Origin of the sequence: Streptomyces chisholmiae (genome assembly GCF_031845445.1) — a bacterium.
GTDB classification, from domain to species: domain Bacteria; phylum Actinomycetota; class Actinomycetes; order Streptomycetales; family Streptomycetaceae; genus Streptomyces; species Streptomyces chisholmiae.
On the sequence record NZ_JAVREO010000003.1, the window covers coordinates 44531 to 65496 of the forward strand.

At 75.2% G+C, this 20966-nt stretch carries 25 protein-coding genes; 4 read left to right on the top strand and 21 right to left on the bottom strand.

What is annotated here, in order from left to right:
- Window positions 1–127: 127 nt before the first annotated feature.
- From RM844_RS05540 to RM844_RS05630, 19 genes are all read right to left on the bottom strand, one after another.
- Window positions 128–1030, bottom strand: coding sequence for a PfkB family carbohydrate kinase (locus RM844_RS05540; RefSeq protein WP_311665423.1), 903 nt, complete (start codon window positions 1028–1030; stop codon window positions 128–130).
- Window positions 1023–1790, bottom strand: coding sequence for a glutamine amidotransferase (locus tag RM844_RS05545; protein ID WP_311665425.1), 768 nt, complete (start codon window positions 1788–1790; stop codon window positions 1023–1025). The genes RM844_RS05540 and RM844_RS05545 overlap by 8 nt, the downstream gene beginning before the upstream one ends.
- 17 nt (window positions 1791–1807) lie before the next feature.
- Complete coding sequence (locus tag RM844_RS05550) at window positions 1808–2632, bottom strand: N-acyl homoserine lactonase family protein (protein WP_311665427.1); 825 nt, start codon at window positions 2630–2632, stop codon at window positions 1808–1810.
- 75 nt (window positions 2633–2707) lie between these two features.
- Window positions 2708–3820, bottom strand: coding sequence for an ABC transporter substrate-binding protein (locus RM844_RS05555; protein WP_311665429.1), 1113 nt, complete (start codon window positions 3818–3820; stop codon window positions 2708–2710).
- A gap of 114 nt (window positions 3821–3934) precedes the next feature.
- Window positions 3935–4807: an ABC transporter permease gene (locus RM844_RS05560; protein ID WP_311665431.1), complete on the bottom strand. Its 873-nt coding sequence runs from the start codon at window positions 4805–4807 to the stop codon at window positions 3935–3937.
- A complete protein-coding gene (locus RM844_RS05565) occupies window positions 4794–5600 on the bottom strand; it encodes an ABC transporter ATP-binding protein (RefSeq protein ID WP_311665433.1) in 807 nt (268 codons plus the stop codon). The genes RM844_RS05560 and RM844_RS05565 overlap by 14 nt, the downstream gene beginning before the upstream one ends.
- Complete coding sequence (locus RM844_RS05570; protein ID WP_311665435.1) at window positions 5593–6636, bottom strand: LacI family DNA-binding transcriptional regulator; 1044 nt, start codon at window positions 6634–6636, stop codon at window positions 5593–5595. The genes RM844_RS05565 and RM844_RS05570 overlap by 8 nt, the downstream gene beginning before the upstream one ends.
- A 35-nt stretch (window positions 6637–6671) precedes the next feature.
- A complete protein-coding gene (locus tag RM844_RS05575; protein ID WP_311665437.1) occupies window positions 6672–6836 on the bottom strand; it encodes a hypothetical protein in 165 nt (54 codons plus the stop codon).
- Window positions 6837–7259: 423 nt separating this feature from the next.
- Window positions 7260–7460: a hypothetical protein gene (locus tag RM844_RS05580; RefSeq protein ID WP_311665439.1), complete on the bottom strand. Its 201-nt coding sequence runs from the start codon at window positions 7458–7460 to the stop codon at window positions 7260–7262.
- Window positions 7461–7823: 363 nt separating this feature from the next.
- A complete protein-coding gene (locus RM844_RS05585; protein ID WP_311666147.1) occupies window positions 7824–8087 on the bottom strand; it encodes a gas vesicle protein K in 264 nt (87 codons plus the stop codon).
- Between the two features lie 14 nt (window positions 8088–8101).
- A complete protein-coding gene (locus RM844_RS05590) occupies window positions 8102–8332 on the bottom strand; it encodes a gas vesicle protein (RefSeq protein WP_311665441.1) in 231 nt (76 codons plus the stop codon).
- The gene (locus RM844_RS05595) at window positions 8319–9206 is read right to left on the bottom strand and encodes a GvpL/GvpF family gas vesicle protein (RefSeq protein WP_311665443.1); all 888 of its coding nucleotides are present in this window, start codon (window positions 9204–9206) and stop codon (window positions 8319–8321) included. Before RM844_RS05595 ends, RM844_RS05590 begins: the two co-directional genes overlap by 14 nt.
- Window positions 9203–9571: a gas vesicle protein gene (locus RM844_RS05600; protein ID WP_311665445.1), complete on the bottom strand. Its 369-nt coding sequence runs from the start codon at window positions 9569–9571 to the stop codon at window positions 9203–9205. Before RM844_RS05600 ends, RM844_RS05595 begins: the two co-directional genes overlap by 4 nt.
- On the bottom strand, window positions 9568–10287 hold the full coding sequence (locus RM844_RS05605) for a hypothetical protein (protein ID WP_311665447.1): 720 nt from the start codon (window positions 10285–10287) through the stop codon (window positions 9568–9570). Before RM844_RS05605 ends, RM844_RS05600 begins: the two co-directional genes overlap by 4 nt.
- A 48-nt stretch (window positions 10288–10335) precedes the next feature.
- Window positions 10336–10617, bottom strand: a complete 282-nt coding sequence (locus RM844_RS05610) for a gas vesicle protein GvpG (RefSeq protein WP_311665449.1) — start codon at window positions 10615–10617, stop codon at window positions 10336–10338.
- Window positions 10618–10620: 3 nt separating this feature from the next.
- Complete coding sequence (locus tag RM844_RS05615; protein ID WP_311665451.1) at window positions 10621–11511, bottom strand: GvpL/GvpF family gas vesicle protein; 891 nt, start codon at window positions 11509–11511, stop codon at window positions 10621–10623.
- Window positions 11508–11960 carry a gas vesicle protein GvpJ gene (gvpJ, locus tag RM844_RS05620; protein ID WP_311665453.1) on the bottom strand — a complete coding sequence of 151 codons (453 nt, stop codon included), beginning with the start codon at window positions 11958–11960 and terminating at the stop codon, window positions 11508–11510. Before gvpJ ends, RM844_RS05615 begins: the two co-directional genes overlap by 4 nt.
- A gap of 39 nt (window positions 11961–11999) precedes the next feature.
- Window positions 12000–12290 carry a gas vesicle protein GvpO gene (locus RM844_RS05625; RefSeq protein ID WP_311665455.1) on the bottom strand — a complete coding sequence of 97 codons (291 nt, stop codon included), beginning with the start codon at window positions 12288–12290 and terminating at the stop codon, window positions 12000–12002.
- A gap of 120 nt (window positions 12291–12410) precedes the next feature.
- Window positions 12411–12737, bottom strand: coding sequence for a plasmid stabilization protein (locus RM844_RS05630; RefSeq protein WP_311665457.1), 327 nt, complete (start codon window positions 12735–12737; stop codon window positions 12411–12413).
- Between the two features lie 338 nt (window positions 12738–13075).
- Here RM844_RS05630 and RM844_RS05635 point away from each other — a divergent pair, with 338 nt between their 5' ends.
- Together RM844_RS05635 and RM844_RS05640 are read left to right on the top strand one after the other, a co-directional pair.
- Window positions 13076–15436, top strand: coding sequence for a molybdopterin oxidoreductase family protein (locus RM844_RS05635; protein WP_311665459.1), 2361 nt, complete (start codon window positions 13076–13078; stop codon window positions 15434–15436).
- Window positions 15433–15900, top strand: coding sequence for a hypothetical protein (locus RM844_RS05640; RefSeq protein WP_311665461.1), 468 nt, complete (start codon window positions 15433–15435; stop codon window positions 15898–15900). The genes RM844_RS05635 and RM844_RS05640 overlap by 4 nt, the downstream gene beginning before the upstream one ends.
- Before the next feature lie 163 nt (window positions 15901–16063).
- On the opposite strand, the gene RM844_RS05645 is transcribed toward RM844_RS05640, so the two are convergent.
- Both RM844_RS05645 and RM844_RS05650 read right to left on the bottom strand, forming a co-directional pair.
- Window positions 16064–17680, bottom strand: coding sequence for a phytoene desaturase family protein (locus RM844_RS05645; protein ID WP_311665463.1), 1617 nt, complete (start codon window positions 17678–17680; stop codon window positions 16064–16066).
- Window positions 17677–18159 carry an SRPBCC family protein gene (locus RM844_RS05650; RefSeq protein WP_311665464.1) on the bottom strand — a complete coding sequence of 161 codons (483 nt, stop codon included), beginning with the start codon at window positions 18157–18159 and terminating at the stop codon, window positions 17677–17679. Before RM844_RS05650 ends, RM844_RS05645 begins: the two co-directional genes overlap by 4 nt.
- A gap of 195 nt (window positions 18160–18354) precedes the next feature.
- Between RM844_RS05650 and RM844_RS05655 the strand changes: the two genes are divergently transcribed.
- Window positions 18355–19344: an SDR family oxidoreductase gene (locus RM844_RS05655; protein WP_311665466.1), complete on the top strand. Its 990-nt coding sequence runs from the start codon at window positions 18355–18357 to the stop codon at window positions 19342–19344.
- A gap of 141 nt (window positions 19345–19485) precedes the next feature.
- Entirely contained in the window at window positions 19486–20613 is a 1128-nt protein-coding gene (locus RM844_RS05660) for an NAD(P)-binding domain-containing protein (RefSeq protein WP_311665468.1), read from the top strand.
- Window positions 20614–20966: the final 353 nt, after the last annotated feature.

Below are 20966 nucleotides of genomic sequence, written 5' to 3' on the forward strand. Positions count from 1 at the left end.
CACACCCCCGGCGCTGACCTCTTTGCGAACCTCCTCGCGGAGCCCCGAAGCAGGCTCCGGAACCGGCCCCGGGGGAGGCGCCGACGCGGCCGTCGACCGTCCCCGTGCGAGTGAACGTCCCGGTCGGTCAGCGCCGTTCCCGTGGGGTGGCGACCAGGCGGGTGGCCGCAGCCACCGCCGACCGCACCGCCGCGTCCAGGCCGTCGCCGACGGCCAGCGCCGCCGCCAGCCGGCCGGCGAACGCGTCGCCGGCGCCCGAGGAGTCCACCACCTCGACCCGCTCCGGCACCGGCAGGTGCCGGGCCGGCCCGCCGTCGCCGACCCAGGCGCCGCCCGGCCCCGCGGTCACCACCACCGACCGCACCCGGGGCGCCAACCGGCCGGCCAGCGCCGCCGGATCGGCGCCGGCCGCCTCGCCCGGCCCGACCCCGGCCAACGCCGCCGCCTCGCCCAGGTTGACCACCAGCGGGTCGGCCAGCGCCAGCACCTCGTCCGCCACCCGGCGCACCGGGCTGGGGTTGATCAGCAGCCGGGCGCCTGACCTGCGGCACCACAGCGCGGCGGCCCGCACCGCGGCCTCGGAGATCTCGAACTGCGTCAGCACCACCGCCGGCCGCAGCCGCCGCAGCGCGGCGTCCACCGCCGGGGCGGTCAACCCGGCGTTGGCCAGCGGCGCCACGACGATGACGTTGTCCTGGTCGAAGAGGGTGATCAGGGCGCGCCCGGTGCGGGCCGACACGCCGCCCACCTCCCGCACGTCCACCCCGCGGGCCCGGGCGTGCGCCCGCACCCGCTCGCCCTCCGGGTCGTCGCCGACCGCGGCGACCAGCGCCGTCGGCACGGAACTGGCGGCGGCCACCGCCTGGTTGAGGCCCTTGCCGCCGATCTCCTCCGCGTAGCCGGTGGCGAGCACGGTCTCGCCGGCGGCCGGGGCGGCCTCGACCGTAGCGATCAGGTCGATGTTGGCCGACCCGACGACCGCGACGGCCGGTCCGTCCGCCGCCCCACCGGCCGGGGCCCGCTCAGCCACCGGCGACACCGGAGCCCTCGCCGGCCACCCAGCCGGCCAACGCCCGCCACATCGGCGCGTACCCGGACCAGGCCATGAACGGCGGCGGCGCCCAGTGCGGCGACATGTCCGAGGTGAACACGCCGGTGCGGCCCTTCCCCGCGGTGCCCAGGGCGACCAGCGGGTCCTCCTTCACCCGCACCAGCACCTCGGCGCCGGCCCGCTCCCGGGTGCGGTTGTAGCCCAGCAGCGCCGGCCAGTCGGCGCCGACGCCGCCCAGCGCGGCGTGCTCCGGCGCCTGCACCAGGACCGGCGCGCCCTCCGGGTGTTCGGCCCGGTCGTCGGTCTCCAGCACCTCGACCGGCAGGATGTCGCCCAGTGGGCTGCGCGCGTAGTTCGCCTTGGCGTCTATGCCGGAGAAGGAGAGGTAGCCGCCGACCATCAGGAGCCCGCCGCCGGCGAGCACGTAGTCGCGGATCTGCTCCAGCTTGTTCGGCTCCCGCTCGCTGCGGCCGAAGACCGCGCGGCTGAGCAGGAAGGTGTTGGCGCCGACATCGCTGATCACCACGAGGTCGTAGGCGGCCAACTCCTCGGGGGAGCTGGGGAAGTGGGTCTCGATGGTGTGCGCGGGCAGGTGGGTGACCCGCCAGCCGTCGTCCTCCAGCGCGGCCCGGAACTCCTGGCCGCCCTCCACGTACTCGGTGGTGGTGAAGGAGTCGAAGCCCTTCTGGTGGATCATGTGAGTCGTCCAGGACTCGCCGAGCAGCAGTGCCTTCTTCACGGGGGTGCCTCGTTCCTTCAGCCGATGGTGCCGCTGGGGTGTTCCTGAAGGAACTGCCAGTCGTGCTCGGGGATGATGATGTCGGCCTCGTCGCGCAGCCGGTCGTAGCCGGCCATCAGCTCCGGCAGGTCCCAGAAGGAGCCCATCGGCCAGTTCAGTTCGAGATTGCGGTAGTTGTACATGACGTCGCTGGTCAGACAGACGACGCCGACGTCGGTGGTCACCATCACCACCATGCAGCCGGGGGTGTGCCCGCCGATCTTGACCAGCCGGACCGCCGGGTCCAGCTGGTGGTCGCCCTCGATGACCGTCAGCCGGTCCCGGACCGCGTCGATCTTGTAGGCGTACTCGGGGTAGTAGAACATGCAGAAGTGCGGCGGGTGCGAGGCCTGCGGCAGCTCGTCGCGCTGCACCACGAAGCGGGCGTTGGGGAACAGCTCGTTGTTGCCCACGTGGTCGAAGTGCAGGTGGGTCAGCACCACCACGTCCACGTCCTCGGGCCGGACGCCGTGCCGGGCCAGCCCCGCCACCAGGTCCTGGTCCGGGGTGCGGGAGGCGACGAAGTCCACCCCGTAGCGGCTCTGCATCGCGGAGACCTCGTCGATGTCGCCGAGCCCGGTGTCGATCAGGATGGTCTCCTCGGTGCCCTCGATCAGCCACACCGGCACCGGCACCATGACGCCCGAGTGCGTCGAGCCGTCCCGGCGGACGATGTCGTCGCGGAAGCCGTACGGCAGCCGCCGCTCGTGCGGCACGTCGGGGTGCGCCCCCGAGTTGAGTAGGGAGACCGGCAGGCTGCTCTCCAGCTCACCGGTGACGATGTGATGGATTCTCACGCCCATCGCGCGCTGTCCTTCCGTGGGGGCCGGGCGTCCCCCGGGGCCGGTGCCGGCCGCCGGGGGTGGGCGCCCGGCGGGTCAGTAGTCGGTCTGGTCGGCGCCGTACGCGTCCACGTACGCCTGCCACACCTGGGGCATCAGGAAGTTGTCCTCGGCCGGCACCTCGGCCGGGATCGCGTCGGTCTCCACCAGGTAGGCGTTGTCGCTGTCCCAGGTGCTCCGCCAGTAGGAGACGCCGGCCTCGTCGAGGATCATCTCCTCGGCGGCCGCCGCGTTCGGCGCGTACAGCTCGATGTTCTGCCAGTACTCCTCGAAGCCCTCGACGGTGAGCCCGGCGGCGGTCTCCTCGTTCAGCCGGTCGGTGATGGTGGTGGCACACGCCTCGGTCTCGGCGTCGCAGTACCGGATGATCCGGTGCATCACGTCGATGAACGCCAGCAGCGCGTCCTCCTCCTCGGTCACGAACGACCGGGTGGTGACGGCCCCGTTGATCGGCGGGGCGGCCAGGTCGGGGCCGGCCAGGCCGATCTCCATGTCGGCCTCCAGCGCGGTGGCCCGCTGCGGCACCCCGCCGAGGTAGGCGTCGCCGGTGCCGGAGAGGAACGCGGCCAGCCCCGCGTCCGGGTCCATGTCCACGAAGGTCACGTCCCCGGAGTCCATCCCGACCGAGGCGAGCGCGTCGTTGATCTGCTTGCCCATGTCGGTGGAGAGGGTGGTCACGATGGTCCTGCCGGCCAGCGACTCGATCATCGCGGTGCGGGCCGCGTCCCGGTCGCCCAGCCGCTCCTCCAGCGCGTCCACCGACTCCAGGCCGCCGTCCGGGCGGATCATCAGCGCGGACCCCTCGGTGAACGGGTTCCAGCCGTAGGCGTACACCACCTCGGGGTCGGCGTTGGCCACGGAGACCACGCCGGTGGTGTTGTTCACGGCTATGTCCACGTCACCGGAGATCAGGGCGGGCATCGCCGCGTTCCACGCCAGCGAGCGCAGTTCCACATTGAGGCCGGCCTCCTCGAACCAGCCCATCTCCTGGCCGATGATCGGCAGGTAGGTGTCCTGGAACGGGGAGATGCCCACGTCGATCGTCGTCAGGCCGTCGGCGGCGGTGTCCTCCTCGGAGGAACCGCAGCCGGCGAGTGCCACCACCAGTGCCAGGGCGGGAAGCGCCGCGGCGATGCTCGTCTTTCGCATGATGATCCTTGGGGTGCTGTGAGCTCCGCTCCTGAGTGCGGTGCGGTCGGGCAGGGGGTCGGGGAGTGGGGGCGGTGCGGGTGGATCGGGGGAACGTCCCGGGGAACGGGCGGGTCAGCGGTTGGCCGACCAGCGGGTCACATAGCGGCTGATCCGGGAGATCAGCAGGTCGAGCGCGACCGCGAGAACCGCGATCACGACGGTGCCGAGCAGCACCACGGAGGTGTTCAGCGTCCGGCTGGCGCTCATGATGAGCCGGCCGATGCCCTCGTCGGCGCCCTGGAACTCGGCGGCCACCACCACCGCGAAGGCGAGCGCGCTGCCGATCCGGAACCCGGAGAGGATCTCCGGCACGATGGCCGGCAGGACGACCGTCCGGTACACCTGGTTGCGGCTGGCCCCCAGCGACCTGGCGGCCTGCACGTAGACCGGCGAGACGTTGCCGCAGGCCACCGTCGTGTTGACCACCATGACCATGAAGCAGGCCAGCGCGCCGAGGAAGATCTTGCCGTTGTCCCCGATGCCGAACCAGAGGATGACGAACGGGATCAGCGCCACCGGCGGCACCGGCCGGACCGCCTCGATGACCGGGTTCAGCACGTGGAACAGCCAGCGGGCGCGGGCCATCAGCAGGCCCACCGCGACGCCCAGCGCCGAGCCGCCGACCCAGGAGAACACCACCCGCCACAGCGTCGCCAACGCGTCGTCCAGCAGCTGGGTCCGCAGCGTCGTCACCGCCTCCCACAGCGACTCCGGGCTGGGGAAGTAGAGCTGCCCGATGGTCTCGGTCCCGGTGGTGAGCACCCACCACAGCGCCAGCAGCGCCACCACCACGCCGAGGCTGATCAGCCGGCCGAAGTCGCGGGGGCGTCGTTCGCCGGCGGACGGGTCGCCGGACAGGTCGGTGGCCGGGGCGAGCGGGCCGGTGGCGGCGGGTGGGCCGACGTCCACGGCGGACGCCGGGCCGGACGCCTCATGCTGCGTCATCGTGAACCTCCCTGAGGGTGTGGGCGATCTCGTTGCGGAGCGCCTGGAACTCGGGTCCGGCCCGCAGGTCCAGATCGCGCTCGCCGCCGAACGGGACGTCGACGACGCTGTGCACCCGCGCCGGCCGAGGGGTCATCACCACCACCCGGTCGCCGAGGAAGAGCGCCTCCTCGATGTCGTGGGTGACGAAGACGATGGTCTTCGGCTCGGCCCGCAGCACGCCCTGGAGCGCGAGCCACATCGCCTCCTTGGTGAACAGGTCGAGGGCGCCGAAGGGTTCGTCCAGCAGCAGCACCCGGGGGCCGCTGGCGTAGGCGCGGGCCAGGTCCACCCGCTTGCGCATCCCGCCGGACAACTCCTTCGGGTAGGCGGAGCGGAAGTCGGCCAGGCCGACCAGCTCCAGGTAGTGCTCGGTGCGGGCGGCCCGTTCGGCCCGGTCCAGGCCCTGCATCCGCATGCCGTAGCCGACGTTCGCGCCGACGGTCAGCCACGGGAAGACCGCGTCGGCCTGGAAGACCACGGCCCGGTCGGCGCCGGGCCCCGTGACCGGCCGCGACCCCACGGAGATGCGGCCCGAGGTGGGCGCCAGGAACCCGGCGACCAGGTTGAGCAGGGTCGTCTTGCCGCAGCCGCTGGGGCCGACGACGCAGACGATCTCGTTCGCGGCGATCTCCAGGTCGGTCTCGTTCAGCGCGACCGTGCGCTTGCGCGCCGTCGTGAACACCTTGGAGACCCGCTCGACGGAGATGCCGGCCGCGCGGGCGACGCCGGTGTCGGGGGAGTTGTCAGCCACGGTTTACCACCTTTCCTTGGTCCGTGGTGGGAGCCGCGGTGGACTGCCGCACGGTGAGAGAGACCGGCAGCACGTGCCGGTCGGGCTGGTCCGTCCGCTCCGCCGGCTCGTCCGCCAACGCCGCGATGAGCGCGAGCGCGGCGCGCCGCCCCAGCTCGTCCACGTCCTGCCGGACCGTGGTCAGCCGCGGATGCGCGTAACGCCCCGCCGGGATGTCGTCGAACCCGACCACCGACACCCGGCCGGGGACGTCCACCCCGGCCTGCTGGAGCGCGCCGATCGCGCCCAGCGCCATCAGGTCGTTGACCGCGAAGACGGCGGTGGGGCCGTCGGCCGCGCCGACCTCGGGATGCCGGCCGATCGCCGCCCGGCCGCCCTCCTCGGTGAAGGCCCCGGAGGCGAGCAGCGGCGGCTCGGCCCCGCTGGCCTCCCAGCACTCCCGGAAGCCGGCCACCCGCAGGTCGCTGCTGACCAGCCCGCCGTCGGCGGCGATCACCAGGGCCCTGCGGTGCCCGAGGCCGAGCAGGTGCTCGGCGGCCAGCCGACCGCCGGCCAGGTTGTCCGAGACGAAGGACGGGGCGCTGGCGCCCGGCACCTCCTCGTCCACCAGCACCAGCGGCAGATCGCCGAGGAGCGCGCCCAGCTGGGAGTTGGTCGGTGGCGCGCCGGCGGCGTAGATCAGGCCGTCCACCGCCCGGGAGCGGATCATGGCCAGGTAGTCGACCTCGCGGGCGTGATCGAAGCCGGTGGTGCAGAGGATGACGTTGTAGCCGTGGCGGATCGCGGCGGCCTCCACGCCGTGGGTGAGGTCGGCGAAGAAGCTGTTGCGGATGTCCGGGACGATCAGCCCCACCACCCGGGTCCGGCCGATGGCGAGGTTCTGCGCGGAGCGGCTGGGTACGTAGCCGAGCTCCTGCATCGCGCTCTCCACCCGGGCCCGCACCCGGTCGCTCACCTTGCGCTTGCCACTGAGCGCGTGCGAGACCGTCGTCGGGCTCACGCCCGCACGTGCGGCGACATCGGCTATCGAGACCATGACCGGTGGGTTCTCCCTGCTGCTCGCTGGTGCTGCTACTGCTGCTTGCTGTCACTGGCGGTGAAGACGCTGGCGGCGGAAACGTCGGCGAAGGAAACGCCGGCGGCGGAGGCATTGGGTGTGGACACGCTGGGGACGGACACGCTGAGTGAGGCGATGCGGTTGGCAAAGCGGTTTGGCAAAGCGCTTTGGGTCACCATAGACCTCAGGTGGGCGGTCGCCAAGAGGTGAAACCTGCTAGTTACCCAACCGTTCGCGGGGCCCTCGCGGGGTGCGTGCCCGGCCCGGGAGGTGCGGTGGCCGGCGCCGGCGGCTCGCGACGGGCGTGGTCCGGTCGGCTCGGCAGGGAGTGGGGTGCCTTCCGGGCGGGTGTCCGGTTGGTCGGTCGGGAGGTCGGTCGGGAAGTCGGTCGGTTGGTCCGCGGTGGGCGATGGGACCGGGGGCGTCCGGCCGTCACCGACGGCGCGTCAGAGCAGCTGGTGTGACTGGCCAACAGGCGGGCGCTGCACGGGCGTTCGGGCCGATCCCTGGCTGCGCGCTGTGGGTGGTGCGGGTGGTGGGTGCGCGTGCGAGGGCAGGCCGTCGCGGTGGCCGACGAACTCCAGGCGCGGCCGGTCGCGGAGTCACTCCGCGCGGATGCCGCGCGCCGGGGCGACCAGCCCGCGTTCGCCGCCGACCTGCGCACCGTTGGCTGGGCCCAACGGGTCTGCCGCACCAGCCAGGTTGGCGGTAGCCCGGGGGCGTCCGGGCGGCCCTTCCTGCTGGACCACGGGGTGGAGCCGGCCGAGCCGCTCGCCGACCACGACCCGGTGCTTGCTCGTCACCGATCGCCGCGACCCGTCGCGACGGGTGGTGACCGGCCAGCGCCCGCTGCCTGCCGGTGGCGAGCTGCCGGCGGAACGGGACGCCGAGTGGATGACTCGCTCCTGCTCGCCGGTGGTGGCTACCCGCGGAAGCCGGAAGGGGCCTCCCGCGCTGTGCGACGTCCCGACGCCGCTGCCGCGGACGGCCGCCCCGGGGCCGGGCCTTTCCGTCCCGGGTGGCTGTCGCCGTACGACGGAGCCGGGCTGCCGGGGGCCCTGCGCGCTGCCGCGCCGGGACGCCGCCGGCACGGCCGCCGCGATCCGCGCCCGACTGCCGGACTGACCCATGAGCCGCCCCGGCGGGCATCGTGACCCGCGGTACGTTCAGTCGCGGGGCAGCAGCGAACCGAGCGGCCCCAGATCGAGGTTGAGGTCCTCCGGGCGCAGCCCGAAGGTGTCGCGCAGCTCGTCCATCCGCCCTTCGAGCAGCATCAACGTGGTGCCGATGCGGTCGATCTGGTCATCGGACAGTTCCCCGGAGTCCACCCGGCGCAGCGCCTGCCGTTCCATCAGCTGGCGCAGCAGCTCGACCACGGTCAGCACCAGTGCCACCAGGTCGCGCCCCACCGAGTCCTCGTCCAGGTCCATCCGGCGGTCCCCGGTCACCACGGGCCCCCGTCCGCCCAGGGCGCCGGCACCCGGTCGCTGACCGAGGAGAGCAGGGCGTGCAGCGACAGCCGGACCAGCGGCACCTCGGCGATGGCGAGCACCACGTCGCCGCTGATCACCACCCCGGTGGCCATCACCCGGTCCAGCAGGTCCACCAGCGGCACCCCGATCGGGCCGTACGGGCCCTGTTCGCCCTGCCAGGGCACGACCTCAGCGGTGGGCATCGGCGGCGTCCTCCTCCTCGTCGTCGAGCCGGGCGAAGGAGTAGGGCACCCACGGGCCCGTCACCTCGATCCGCGCGTGCCGGGAGATCGCCGGATCGGCCGCCAACTCGGCCGCCACCGCACGCAGTTCGGCGACCCGGTCGGCGTCGAGCAGCAGTGCGGCGTTCAGCAGCTGGCGCGGTCCGCCGCCGGCCAGCACCGGGTCCTGCGGGCGGAGCCGGCGGGCGGCCACCGCGCAGCGGCGGAGTCTGGCGTAGCTCCGCTCGGCGGCCGACCAGGCGGCCTCCTGCCGCTGTTGGCGGTCCCGCTGCCGGCCGCGCACCCGGTCCAGGTAGGCCCGTCCGTCGGCCGGCCGGGCCGCCGGGGGAGCGGGCCGGGGCGCGGCGTCCGGCCCGGCGGGGCCGCCCGGGACGGCGCTGACCTTGACCCCCCACTCGGCCCGGTCGCCCAGCCGGTCCAGCACCCGGGCGAAGTCGTCCGCCCGCTCGGCCACGGCGGCCAACGCGCGGGCGGCCCCGAGGTAGAGCGTGGCGAGCGGCAGCGGCACCACCGGGGTGGCGCGGGCGACGGCGGTGACGACCGCGTGATGCGCGCGGGCGCAGCGTTCCAACTCCCTTGGATCGGCGAGCCGTTCGGTGAGCCTCCCGGCGGCGAACTCGGCGGCGGGCACCTCCTGGACGACCGCCGCGAGCGCCCCGGCGACCAGCAGCCGGGGCGGCCCGCCGCCCGGATGGCCCGGCACCCCGTCCAGCGCCCCGTCGGGGAGTGGCCGGCAGACGGCGAAGACGCAGACCGGGTTGGCGCCCGCCTCGTCCACGACGGAGGCGGCGGCGGAGGTGGGGACAGTCGCGGTGGCGGCGGTGGACTCGGTCATGCGGGATCGGACTCCTTCGGCCGGGCCAGGCACGCTTCGTCGCCGCCGGTCTCCAACTCGCTCAGCCGCTCGCGCAGTTTCCGGTTCTCGTCGTAGAGGGCGTCCCTGGCGGCGCGTGAGGAGAGCGCGGGCTCGGTCTCCCACCAGTCGATGCCCGCCTTGCGGGCGGTGTCGACGGAGGAGATGAACAGCCGGACCCGGATGGTCAGCAGCTCGATGTCGAGCAGGTCGATCTTGATGTCGCCCGCGATGACCACGCCCTTGTCCAGGATCCGCTCCAGGATGTCCGCGAGGTTGGCGGTGCGGGGCGGGTACGGCTCCAACGGCTCGTACGCCTCCAGGGGTTGGGCTGTCCGGCGTGTCATCGGTGACCTCGTCTCCGTCCGCTGTCCGCGTCCTCGGCTTCGTCGTCCCCGCCCTCGTCGTCGTCCTCGTCGTCTTCTTCTTCGTCCTCGTCCGCTTCGTCCTCGTCCGCGCCGTCGTCGGCTTCGTCGTCGTCCTCCTCCTCGTCCTCCTCGTCCTCCTCGTCCTGCCCTTCCGCCTCCTCAGCCAGGTCCGCCTCGTCGTCGAGGTCCCCCTCGTCCTCGTCCTCCTCCTCGACGCCGTCCCCGTCCTCAGGGCCGTCCGCCTCGTCCACGTCCGCCGCGTCCGCCGACTCCTCGAACTCCCCCTCCGCCGACGCTTGTTGGTCGTCATCCGCCGGCCGGTCGTCGTCCGTCGCCGCTTCGGGCGGCTGGCGGGACGGTGGTGGGGAACGTCGTTCGCCGGCCGCTTCGTGCAGCGCCGCGGTGCTCTTCCGCAGGGCGTCCGAGAGTGAGGTGAGGCGGCTGTTCGCCGCCGCCGTCACGGCGTGCCGGCCGGCCGACAGCAGATCGCCCCGAACGTGTTCGCTCAGCTCCGCGTAGCGCGGGTGGTCGCGCAGCCGGCGGGCGCCCTCCGCCGCCAGGTGCCGCGGGGTGAGCGGGAAGCGGCGGCCCACCACATAGGTGGCGATCACGAAGGCCAGCTTGGCCTTGCGGTTGCGGCCGAGCAGATACCCGCCGGCGAGGCCGACGGACAGCGCGGCCTTGGTGTGGTCCATCGGTGCGGAAGCCCTTTCCTGCGCGGTGCGGCGTGCGGCGTGCGGGGGTCAGTCGGCGGGGTGGTCCGGGGCGACGGGACGGGGCGGAGCCTGGTGCGCGGGGTCCTGGCGCTGCTGGATGGCGAGCAGCAGCTGTTCCTCCCTGGTCTCGAACTCCGCCTCGCCGATCTCGCCGTCCTCCAACGCCCGGTGCAGCGCCCGCAGTTGTGTCATCAGCGGGGCCGGGTCGTACGTCTCGGCCTCCGCGGCGTCCGCGATCCGCTCCGCGCACCAGGCGGTGGCCCGCACGGGCGCCAGGGGCAGCAACAGCAGTCCGGAGATCAGCCCCATCGGTCAGGACCGCCCAACGGCGGCGGTCCTGGCGACGGTCGCCGTGGCGGCCTCTGCGACGGCCGCGGCACCCGCACCCGCACCAGCACCCGCACCAGCACCAGCACCAACACCAGCACCGGCGGCCGGCGCGCGGCGGCGCTCCGCCGGCTCGGGGCGGGCGCTCGCCTGGGCCTCGGTGAAGCTGAAGCAGGGCAACGCGTCCGACAGCCGTAGCTCCACCTGCCCGGCCAGTTCGGCCGCCGCCGTCTCGACGGTGGCCCGGAACCGGCCCTCGGTGCCGGCGCCGAGCAGGAAGGACAGGTTGAGGACGCAGCCCTCCACCTCGGGGCCGGCGGCGGTGGCCTCGGCGAGTGGCCTGACCAGCGCCAGGACCCGGGCCGCGGCCCGGGCGGCCCGGCGGCTGAGGCCCTCGGCGACGGCCTGCCCCAGCCGGACGCTGTTCTCGTACCCGGGCCGGGCCCTGGCCTCCTGGTGCAGTCGGCGCAACTGCCGGTCCGAGCGCAGAAGTTCGGGCAGGGAGTCCTCGACGACGAGCGCCTTCAGATTCAGCTCGATCCGGCCGTCCAGCCGGTCCAGGACGGCGAGCCGTTCCTCCGGTGACTCGGTCAGCCGGGCCCGCAGGGTGTCCTCGTCCGGGGCGACCGAGCCGAACCGCATCGGGATGACGGGGCCGGTGGCGGCCAGCGCCAGCAGCGTCCGCTGGTGGGCGAGCAGATCGCGGCGGCGGGCCAGCAGCCCCGCCGGCGCGGCGCTGACCACGGCGGTCAACGGCCCCACGGGCAGCGCGCGCAGCGGTTCGGGGGGCGCGCCCACGCCGGTCAGCTCCGGCGGTAGCCGGTGGCCGGTGCGGACGACGCCGTACGTGTAGACCTGGTCCATCGAGAGACTCACTCACTCCTGCCGGGAACGGCCTTCTTGGCCTTCTTCTTGGCGCTGCTCGCCGCCTTCTTCGTCGCGCCGACGGCCTTCTTCGCGTGCCCGGCGCTCTCCTTGACCTTGTCCTCGCCGGACTCGACGGCCTTCTTGGTGCCCTTCTCGGCGGCCTTCTTGGCGATGCCGCCGCCGGAGCCGGTGCCGAAGAGCTCAGGCACGGTGCGGCTGCGGGGGTCCGCGTCCAGGTCGATGCGGTTGCAGGCCTCGGCGAACCGCAGGTAGGTGTCGACGCTGGCGATGACGATGCGTATGTCGATCTTGACGATCTCGATGCCGACCAGGGAGACGCGCAGGAAGACGTCGATGACCATGCCCCGGTCGAGAATGATGTCGATGACGTCGTAGAGGGTCCCGGTGCGGGGCGCGCAGGCGACGTCGTCCCGGTAGGTGGTCGTGGTCGTGCTCATGGCTCTCCCTCGGTCGGTGCCGCGGTGGGGCGGGGTGGCTCAGTCGTCGGTGGCGCACCTGCGGTAGCGGCGCACCCGCTCGTACTGGATGAGATGGCCGTCGTGGTCGAGCTCCACCTCGTAGGTGGCCATGAGGCTGGTGGTGTCCGGGATGCGCGGCACCTCGACGACGTCGACGCGCACCCGCCAGCCGTCCTCGTGCGGGCTGACGGCGGAGACGCCGTCGACCTCGTGCCCGGTCAACGCGGACACGCGGCGGCCGGCCCGGCGGGCCGCGCCGACGGGGCCCCTGATGGGCCCGGGACGCTGCTTGTCTGTGTGGTGGGACATGTCCTCATCCCGCCACGGCGCGGCCGGCACCGCACGCCGGGTTGGGCCGTTGGGCCGCACCGCCCGGGCCGCTCGGGTGGTGGTCCTGGCGGTGCGGGCCCGGTTGGCGGCCGGCGCCGGTCAGCGGCCGAGGGCGCGGCGCAGCTGTTCCTTGTCCATCGAGGACCGCCCCTGGACGCCGCGTTTCCTGGCCTCCGCGTAGAGCTGGTCCCTGGTCGGGCCCTGGGCGCCCCGGTGGGAGCGTTGGCCGCCGCGTTGGGAGGCCGACTTCGGGTCGCGGGTGGAGACCCGGCTGGACGTCCTGGACTCGCCCGTCCGGGCGCGTTCCTTGTTGACGGTCCGGGCCGCGATCTCCTTCGCCCGGCCGGGTGACTCCCCCCGGCGCCGGGCGCCGGCCTCGACGTGTTCGTACTGCCGTTCCCGCTTCTTGTTCGAGCCCGCTGGCATGACGACTCCTCTCGGTGGTGGCGGGGGCGTTCCGGGGCGGTGGTGGCCGGCGGTGGTGGCCGGCCGCACGTCCGCCCCGGCCGGTGCCCCGGTCGTCAGTGTGTGCGGTGCGCCCGGGTCCCGCACGCGCGGCCGCCAGCCGCCGGGCCCGCCCCCGGCGGCCCCGTCCGGGTGGCCGGCCGGGGGCGGACGAGTGGTATCCGCCGCCGCGAGGTCCGGCCGGCAGCCGTCCCGTCCGACGCCGGGCCATCCTCGACACGGCCGCCCCGGCGCCCGCCGGACCGGGCGGCCGGCCGGAGACGCGGGCCGAGGAACGGACCAGGGCGGACAGGAGCGCGATGGCGGACCGGGACAGCATCGCGGACCCCTGGGGAGCCCGCACCCCCTACGGGCCGGGCCAGCGCTGGCCGGTGCGGGTGGACTCGCACCTCGCCGCCGGCACCGGCGAGGAGGATGTGCAGCGCTGGGTGCCCGCCGCCTCCGTCCTGCACTCCAACGGCGACGCGATGGACATCGCGGTCCGGGACGGCCGGATCGTCGGCGTGCGCGGCCGCGCCCGGGACCGGGTCAACCACGGGCGGCTCGGCCCCAAGGACCTCTTCGGCTGGCAGGCCAACGCCTCGCCCGACCGGCTGACCCGGCCACTGGTGCGGGACGGCGGGCGGCTGGTCCCCACCGACTGGGACACCGCGATGGACCGGATCGTGGCCCGCACCCGGCGGCTGCTGGCCGACGCCGGCCCGTCGGCCCTCGGCTTCTACACCACCGGCCAGCTGTTCCTGGAGGAGTACTACACGCTCGCCGTCATCGCGCACGGTGGCCTGGGCACCGCCCACCTCGACGGGAACACCCGGCTGTGCACCGCGACGGCGGCCGAGGCGCTCAAGGAGAGCTTCGGCTGCGACGGCCAGCCCGGGTCGTACAGCGACATCGACCACGCCGACGTGATCGCGCTCTTCGGCCACAACATGGCCGAGACCCAGACGGTGCTGTGGAGCCGTGTCCTGGACCGGCTCGCCGGGCCCCGGCCGCCCGCCCTGGTCTGCGTCGCCCCCCGCCCGACGCCGGTCGCCCGGGCCGCCACCGTGCACCTGGCGCCGCTGCCCGGCACCAACCTCGCCCTGATGAACGGCCTGCTGCACGCGGTCATCGCGGGCGGCTGGCTCGACCACGACTACCTGGCGGCGTACACCGTCGGCTTCGAGGAGCTGCGGGCCCGCGTCGCGCCCTGCACCCCGGAGGCGACCGAGGCCGTCTGCGACGTGCCGGCCGTGGAGATCCGGCGGGCCGCGGCCGTGCTGGGCGGTGCCCGCCGGCTGCTGTCCACCGTGCTCCAGGGCTTCTACCAGTCCCACCAGGCGACCGCGGCCGCCGTGCAGGTCAACAACCTGCACCTGCTGCGCGGCATGCTGGGCCGGCCTGGCTGTGGTGTGCTGCAGATGAACGGCCAGCCCAGCGCCCAGAACACCCGCGAGTGCGGTGCCAACGGCGACCTGCCGGGCTTCCGCAACTGGGCCAACGACGCGCACGTCGCCGAGCTGGCCCGGGTGTGGAACGTCGAGCCGGAGCGGATCCCGCACTACGGGCCGCCCACCCACGCGATGCGGATGCTGCGCTACGCGGAACAGGGCTCGCTGCGGATGCTGTGGGTCTCCGGCACCAACCCGGCGGTCTCGCTGCCCGAGCTGGCCCGGGTCCGGGCGATCCTGGCCAGGGACAGCCTCTTCCTGGTGGTCCAGGACCTGTACCTCACCGAGACCGCCAGGTTCGCCGACGTGGTGCTGCCCGCCGCGACCTGGGGGGAGAAGACCGGCACCCTCACCAACGCGGACCGCACCGTGCACCTGTCGGAGAAGGCCGTGGAGCCACCCGGCGAGGCCCGCCCCGACCTCGACATCTTCCTCGACTACGCGGCACGGCTCGACCTGCGGGACCGGGACGGCGGCCCGCTGGTGCACTGGCATGACGCGGAGTCCGCGTTCGCCGCGTGGCGGGAGTGCAGCCGCGGCCGGCCCTGCGACTACAGCGGCCTCAGCTACCCCCTGCTGCGGGAGCGCGGCGGCGTCCAGTGGCCGTGCACGGCGGACCGGCCCGACGGCACCGAACGCCTCTACGCGGACGGCCGGTTCTTCAGCGCGCCGGACCAGTGCGAGAGCTACGGCCGTGACCTGGTCACCGGCGCCCCGTTCGAGGAGACCGACTACCGGGCGCTCAACCCGTTCGGCAGGGCTGTCATCCGGGCCGCCGACCACCTGCCGCCGCACGAGCCGCCGACGGCCGACCACCCGCTGGTCCTGGTCACCGGCCGCACCGTTCACCACTTCCACACCCGGACCAAGACCGGACGCGCCCCCGAACTCCAGGCCGCCGCCCCCGACGTGTGGGTGGAGCTGGCGTCGGCGGACGCCGCGGCGGCCGGCGTCGCGGCCGGCGACCTGGTCGAGGTGAGCACCGCCCGCGGCTACGTCCGGGCCCCGGCCAGGATCACCGGCATCCGGCCCGGCGTGCTGTTCCTGCCGTTCCACTACGGCTACTGGGACACCCCGGCCGGCTCGGGGCCCGGCCCCGACACGGCGCCGAGGGCCGCCAACGAGCTCACCCCGACCGACTGGGACCCGGCCTCCAAACAGCCGCTCTTCAAGACCGCGGCGGCCCGCCTGCGGCGGGTCGGCCCGACGGCACCCAGGGAGGCACGGTGACCGGCACGGCCCTGCTGGGCGCGCTGCGCGACCAGGAACGGGCGCTCGGCCAGCACCTCCGCACGGTCGCCGACCGGCACCGGGAGGAGCACGAGATCCACCACGTCGCCCGGGACCTGGCCGGCTGGTGCCGGCGGCACGAGGCGGCGATCGAGGCGGCGGCCGACGGCGCACTGCCGGCCGGCCCGCCGCCCACTGGCCCGGGGTCGGGTCCGGAACCGGGGCCGCGGCACCCCGTCCTGCACGGCACCCCGGGCCGGGAACTCCTGGGCCAGCTGCGCACCCTGCACCTGCGGGCGGTCGCGCTCTCCGTGGACTGGGAGCTGCTCGCCCAGGTCGCGCAGGCCAGGCGGCGGCCGGAGCTGCTCGCCCTGGCCGGCTCCTGCCATCCGGAGACGCTGCGGCAGGCCCGCTGGGCCAACGCCCAACTAAAGGTGCTCAGCCCGCAGTTGCTGACCGACTGACAGTGATGACGCTCGTGGTGACGCCGCTGGTGGGTCTGACCCTCCGACCGACTGACGTCTCGACGGGCTGCCGCGTCGCCCGGTCGCCTCGGTGACGTGCCGACCTGCCGACCTGCCGGCCTGTCGACTTACCGCCCTACTGACCCACCGTCCCGCTGGCAGGTCAGCCCCGGGCCGGCCCGCCGCCCAGCAGCCGCTGGGTCGCGGTCAGCAGCCGCGCCGTGCCCGGGCCGGCGCGCAGCGCGGCGCGGGCCGCGTTGGCGCCCGGCGCGCCGTGCACCCCGCCCCCCGGGTGGGCGGAGGCGGACGCCAGGTACAGCCCGCGCACCGGAGTCTCCGGCCGCCCGGCGCCCGGCAACGGCCGGAACATCAGCTGCTGGTGCAGGCTGGTGGTGCCCCCGTTGATGGCGCCGCCCACCAGGTTGGCGTCGGCCGCCTCGAACGTCGGCGGGGCCAGCACCCGGCGGGCCGCGATCCGCTCCCGGAAGCCGGGCGCGTACCGCTCCACCAGCGCCTCCATCCGGTCGGCCAGCGCAGCCCGCTCCCGCTCGTCCCACCGCCCGGTCACCCCCGAGGGGCCGGCGTCCGAGCGCACCCGGTGCGGCACGTGGGTGTAGGCCCACGCCGACTCGGTGCCGGCGGGGGAGCGGCTGCGGTCGGCCGTGGTCATCTGCCCGAGCAGCAGGAACGGGCGGTCCGGCACCGCCCCGGTGGCGAGCTGGGCGGCGAACCGGGTCAACTCGTCCACGCCGTCCGCCAGATGCACCGTGCCGGCGCCGGCGACCCCGGGCGCGGTCCAGGGGATCGGCCCGGTCAGCGCCCAGTCCACCTTGAAGGTGGCGTGGTCCCACTGGAACCGCCGCAGGTCGGCCAGCACCTGCCCCGGCAGATGCGCCTCCCCGACCAGGTCCAGGAACAGCCGCGGCGCCGCGACGTCGGCCAGCACCGCGCGCCGCGCCGGCACCGCCGCGCCCGTCGCGGTCCGCACCCCGACGGCCCGCCCGCCGCGCACCACCACCTCGGTGACCCGCTCCCCGCAGCGGACCGTCACCCCCCGCCGGCGCAGCCGCCGCACCAGCGCCGCCGTCAGCTCCCCCGAGCCGCCGGCCGGCACGGGGAAGCCGTGGGTCTGGCCCAGCATGGCCATCAGCCAGCCGAAGCCGCCGCTGAGCGCCGCCTCCGGCGGCAGGTCCGCGTGCAGCGCGCTGCCCGCCAGCAGCAGCCGCCCGCCCTCGCCCCGGAACTCCTCCACGCCCAGCCGCCGGACCGGCAGCAGCAGCCGCCGCGCGACCCGCAGTCCGCCCGCCGCCCGCAGCCGCGCCGCCAGCCGCGCCCCGGCCCGCAGCGGCGGAAAGGGCGTGAACAGGGCGCCCAGCAGGTCCTCCCGAAGCTCGTCCCAGAGCGCCGTGAGCGCCTCCCAGGCGCGGCCGTCCCCGGGCGCGAACGCGTCCAGCGAGGCCGCGGTCTCCGCCCGGTCGTGCCCCAGCACCGCGCACCGGCCGTCCGACAGCGGATGGGCCAGCACCCGCGGCGCGTGGCTCCACCGCAGCCCCTCCCGGTCCAGCCGCAGCGCGGCCAGCACCGGGGAGGCGGCGGCCAGTGGATAGAACGCGCTGAACACATCGCTCACGTACTCCGGGTGCACCCCGCGGTCGCTGCGCACCGCGCCGCCCGGCTCGGGCTCCGCCTCCAGCACCTCGACCGACCAGCCGGCGTCCGCCAGCAGGTTGGCCGCCACCAGGCCGTTGGGCCCGGCCCCCACCACCACCGCGTCCGTCACGGCCTGGCCCGCGGCGCGTGCGGCACCGGGCCGGAGGTGGCCGCCGGCTCCCGCTCCTCGACCAGCCGCGCCAGCCGCTTGAGCATGCCCCGGTGCCGCAGCTGCTGCGCCGCGTCCAGCACCGCGTTGTGCAGCCGCCCGCCGAGGCCGCGCAACGGGTGCTCGTCCATGATCACCAGCGTCTCGGCGCCCCACGGCCGGATGTCCAGCGCGATCCGCGCCGTCCCCAGCGGGCCGCTGTCCGCCTCCAGCTCCAGCGCGCGCGGCGGCTCGCAGCGCCGCACCCAGGTGCGGCCGTGCAGGTCCCGGCCGGCCAGCCGCACGGTGTACGACAGCGCCGAGCCCACCTCGGGCCAGGTGCCCTCGGCCGGCTCGGACGCGCGGGTGCCGACCACCCAGTCCGCGTACCGGGAGGCGTCGCCGAGCACGTCCCAGACCGCCGCTGGCGGACGGGCGATCAGTCGGTGTCTCACGGCCATGCCTGCTCCCGGGCGGTCTGGGCGAACCGGTTCGGCGAACCGGTGGGCGGTCCGGAGACGCGCCGGACGGCGGCCCCGCCCCTTGCCGGCATCCGGCGGAGCGCGCTGCTTCTATGGAGGAAAGCAGCTTCCCGCCGGCCCGGCAGCCCGAACGCCGCCGGCCGAAGGACGCGGCCCGGGCGAAGAGGAACGGACATGCGCGTGCGCGACAGGGTGGTCGTCATCACCGGTGCCAGCAGCGGCGTGGGGCGGATCTGCGCCGAACGGTTCGCCGCGCGCGGCTGCGCGGTGGTCCTCGCCGCCCGGCGGGGCGCCGAGCTGGAACGGGTGGCCCGCCGCTGCCGCCGGCACCGGGGCGCCCGCGCGCTGGCCGTGCCCACCGACGTGACCAGTGCCGCCGCCGTGGACGCCCTGGCCCGGCGGGCGCTGGAGACCTACGGCCGGATCGACGTGTGGGTCAACTGCGCCGCGGTCGCCGCGTTCGGCTCGGTCGAGTCGGTGCCCCCGGACATCGCCAGGCGGGTGCTGGAGACGGACGTGCTCGGCTGCCTGCACGGGGCGCGCGCCGCCCTCCCCGCGATGCGCGCGCAGGGGCGCGGCACCGTGATCAACATCGCCTCGGCGGTCGGCGTCGCCCCCGTCCCCTACAACAGCGCCTACGTGATGGCCAAGAGCGCGGTGCGCGCCCTCGGCGGCTGCCTGCGGCAGGAGCTGCTGCTGTCCGGGCACCGGGAGGTGCGGGTCTGCACCGTGCTGCCGGCCAGCCTGGACACCCCGTTCTTCGCCGCCGCCGCCAACTACTCGGGCCGCGCCGTCCGCCCGCTGCCCCCCGTCTACCGGCCGGAGCGGGTGGCGCGGCGCGTCGAGCGGCTGGTGCGCGCGCCCCGCCGCGAGGTGTCGGTGGGGCCCGCCGCCGGCGCGCTGCGCGTGCTGTCGGTGGTGCTGCCGGCCGGCACGGAGTGGTTCCTGGCCCACCGGATGGACCGGGGCCACCTCTCCCGCACCGAATCGGCCCCCGACGGGGCGGGCAACGTGCTGCGCCCCGTGCCGGCCGCGGCCCGGCACGGCGGCTGGCACGGCGCCACCCGGACCGGCCTGCGCCGCCTCACCGCGGTCGCCGCCGCCGCGGCGGCGGTCGCCACGGCCCGCGCCCTGACGGCCCGCCGGGCCGCCGGCGGGCGGTGACCGCCGGGCCGCCACCGCGCGAGCCGGCGCCGGGAACACCGCCGGGCGGCCGGGTGTTGGGGTGACTGTGCGCCCGCCACCGGCCGGAACGGCCCGCCGGCGGGGCACGCCACCAGCGACCACGGCCGGGAGTGAGCACGCATGACCGAGCGGACGGACGCCGAGCGCCACGCCACGGTGCTGGTGATCGGGGCCGGCCAGGCCGGCCTGTCGGCCGGCTACCACCTGCGGCGCCGGGGCTTCGTCAGCGCCCTGGCCGAGCCGGCCGGCGCGCGCACCTTCGTGCTGCTGGACGCGGAGGCCGGCGCCGGCGGCGCCTGGCGGCACCGCTGGGAGTCGCTGCGGATGTCGACCGTCAACGGCATCTTCGACCTGCCGGGCTTCCCCCAGCCGGCGATCGACCCGGAGGAGCCGAGCCGCACCGCGGTGCCCGGCTACTTCGCCGCCTTCGAGCGCGCCACCGAGCTGCCGATTCGCCGCCCGGTCGCCGTCACCGCCGTCACCAGGGCCGACGCCGACCCGGCCGGTGACCTGCTGGTGGACACCGACGAGGGCCGCTGGCGGACCCGGACGGTGATCAACGCGACCGGCACCTGGAACAACCCGGTGCGGCCGCACTACCCGGGCCAGGAGACGTTCCTGGGGCGGCAGTTGCACACCCGCGACTACGTGTCGGCGGCCGAGCTGGCCGGGCTGCGCGTCGCGGTGGTCGGCGGCGGGATCTCCGCGCTCCAGCAGCTGGAGGAGATCTCCCGGGTGGCGACCACCTTCTGGTACACCCGGCGGGAGCCGGTCTTCCGGGACGGCGACTTCCGGCCCGAGGTGGAGGGCCGGGAGACCATCGAGCGGGTGCAGGCCGACGTGGCGGCCGGCAACGTCACCGGCAGCGTCGTCTCCTACACCGGGCTGCCCTGGACGGCCTACGCGCGGGCCGCCGAGGCACGCGGGGCGCTGGCCAGGCGGCCGATGTTCACCGCCCTCGAACCCCGGGGCGTCCGGGAGGCCGACGGGACCCTCACCACGGTCGACGCGATCCTGTGGGCCACCGGCTTCAAGGCCGCGCTGCGCCACCTCGACCCGCTGGGACTGCGCAACGAACGCGGCGGGATCGCCCTGCGCGGCACCGAGGTGGCCGGGGAGCCACGGGTGCACCTGATCGGGTTCGGGCCCTCGCAGTCCACGGTCGGCGCCAACCGCGCCGGCCGTGACGCGGTCCGCGCCATCGACCGCCGCCTCGCCCTGGCGAACCGGCCGGCCGCCGCCGGCTGAGGCCGGCCGGACCCGGCCGACCCCGGTCGATCGCTGCTGACCGAAGCTGACCGTTCCGCCCCACCCTGGTTGACCGGGACATGCCCGAGCGGGACGGTGGCGGCACCCGCGCGGCGCCTTCCCGGCGCGCGAGCGGCGTCGACCCGGACGGGGACGCCAGCACCGCCGCGCCCCCCACCGGCACGCGTCCGAGCCACGCGCGGCACACCCCGCCACCGCCCGCCCCCGTGGCCGGCGAGCGGGCCCCCACACCTCCGCCGAGGAAGGTTCGAGAGCAGTGACGCACTCACGACGACGCTTTCTGGCAGCCGGCGGCGCCGGCCTCGCCGGCGCCGCGCTGGGCTTCCCCCGCC

Coding starts and splice junctions, on each gene's coding strand:
- RM844_RS05550 (WP_311665427.1), bottom strand. CDS start 2,632: ATGGGCGTGAGAATCCATCACATCGTCACCGGTGAGCTGGAGAGCAGC.
- RM844_RS05555 (WP_311665429.1), bottom strand. CDS start 3,820: ATGCGAAAGACGAGCATCGCCGCGGCGCTTCCCGCCCTGGCACTGGTG.
- RM844_RS05560 (WP_311665431.1), bottom strand. CDS start 4,807: ATGACGCAGCATGAGGCGTCCGGCCCGGCGTCCGCCGTGGACGTCGGC.
- RM844_RS05570 (WP_311665435.1), bottom strand. CDS start 6,636: ATGGTCTCGATAGCCGATGTCGCCGCACGTGCGGGCGTGAGCCCGACG.
- RM844_RS05575 (WP_311665437.1), bottom strand. CDS start 6,836: ATGGTGACCCAAAGCGCTTTGCCAAACCGCTTTGCCAACCGCATCGCC.
- RM844_RS05585 (WP_311666147.1), bottom strand. CDS start 8,087: ATGGACCTGGACGAGGACTCGGTGGGGCGCGACCTGGTGGCACTGGTG.
- RM844_RS05590 (WP_311665441.1), bottom strand. CDS start 8,332: ATGCCCACCGCTGAGGTCGTGCCCTGGCAGGGCGAACAGGGCCCGTAC.
- RM844_RS05595 (WP_311665443.1), bottom strand. CDS start 9,206: ATGACCGAGTCCACCGCCGCCACCGCGACTGTCCCCACCTCCGCCGCC.
- RM844_RS05600 (WP_311665445.1), bottom strand. CDS start 9,571: ATGACACGCCGGACAGCCCAACCCCTGGAGGCGTACGAGCCGTTGGAG.
- RM844_RS05605 (WP_311665447.1), bottom strand. CDS start 10,287: ATGGACCACACCAAGGCCGCGCTGTCCGTCGGCCTCGCCGGCGGGTAT.
- RM844_RS05610 (WP_311665449.1), bottom strand. CDS start 10,617: ATGGGGCTGATCTCCGGACTGCTGTTGCTGCCCCTGGCGCCCGTGCGG.
- gvpJ (WP_311665453.1), bottom strand. CDS start 11,960: ATGAGCACGACCACGACCACCTACCGGGACGACGTCGCCTGCGCGCCC.
- RM844_RS05625 (WP_311665455.1), bottom strand. CDS start 12,290: ATGTCCCACCACACAGACAAGCAGCGTCCCGGGCCCATCAGGGGCCCC.
- RM844_RS05630 (WP_311665457.1), bottom strand. CDS start 12,737: ATGCCAGCGGGCTCGAACAAGAAGCGGGAACGGCAGTACGAACACGTC.
- RM844_RS05635 (WP_311665459.1), top strand. CDS start 13,076: ATGGCGGACCGGGACAGCATCGCGGACCCCTGGGGAGCCCGCACCCCC.
- RM844_RS05650 (WP_311665464.1), bottom strand. CDS start 18,159: ATGGCCGTGAGACACCGACTGATCGCCCGTCCGCCAGCGGCGGTCTGG.
- RM844_RS05655 (WP_311665466.1), top strand. CDS start 18,355: ATGCGCGTGCGCGACAGGGTGGTCGTCATCACCGGTGCCAGCAGCGGC.
- RM844_RS05660 (WP_311665468.1), top strand. CDS start 19,486: ATGACCGAGCGGACGGACGCCGAGCGCCACGCCACGGTGCTGGTGATC.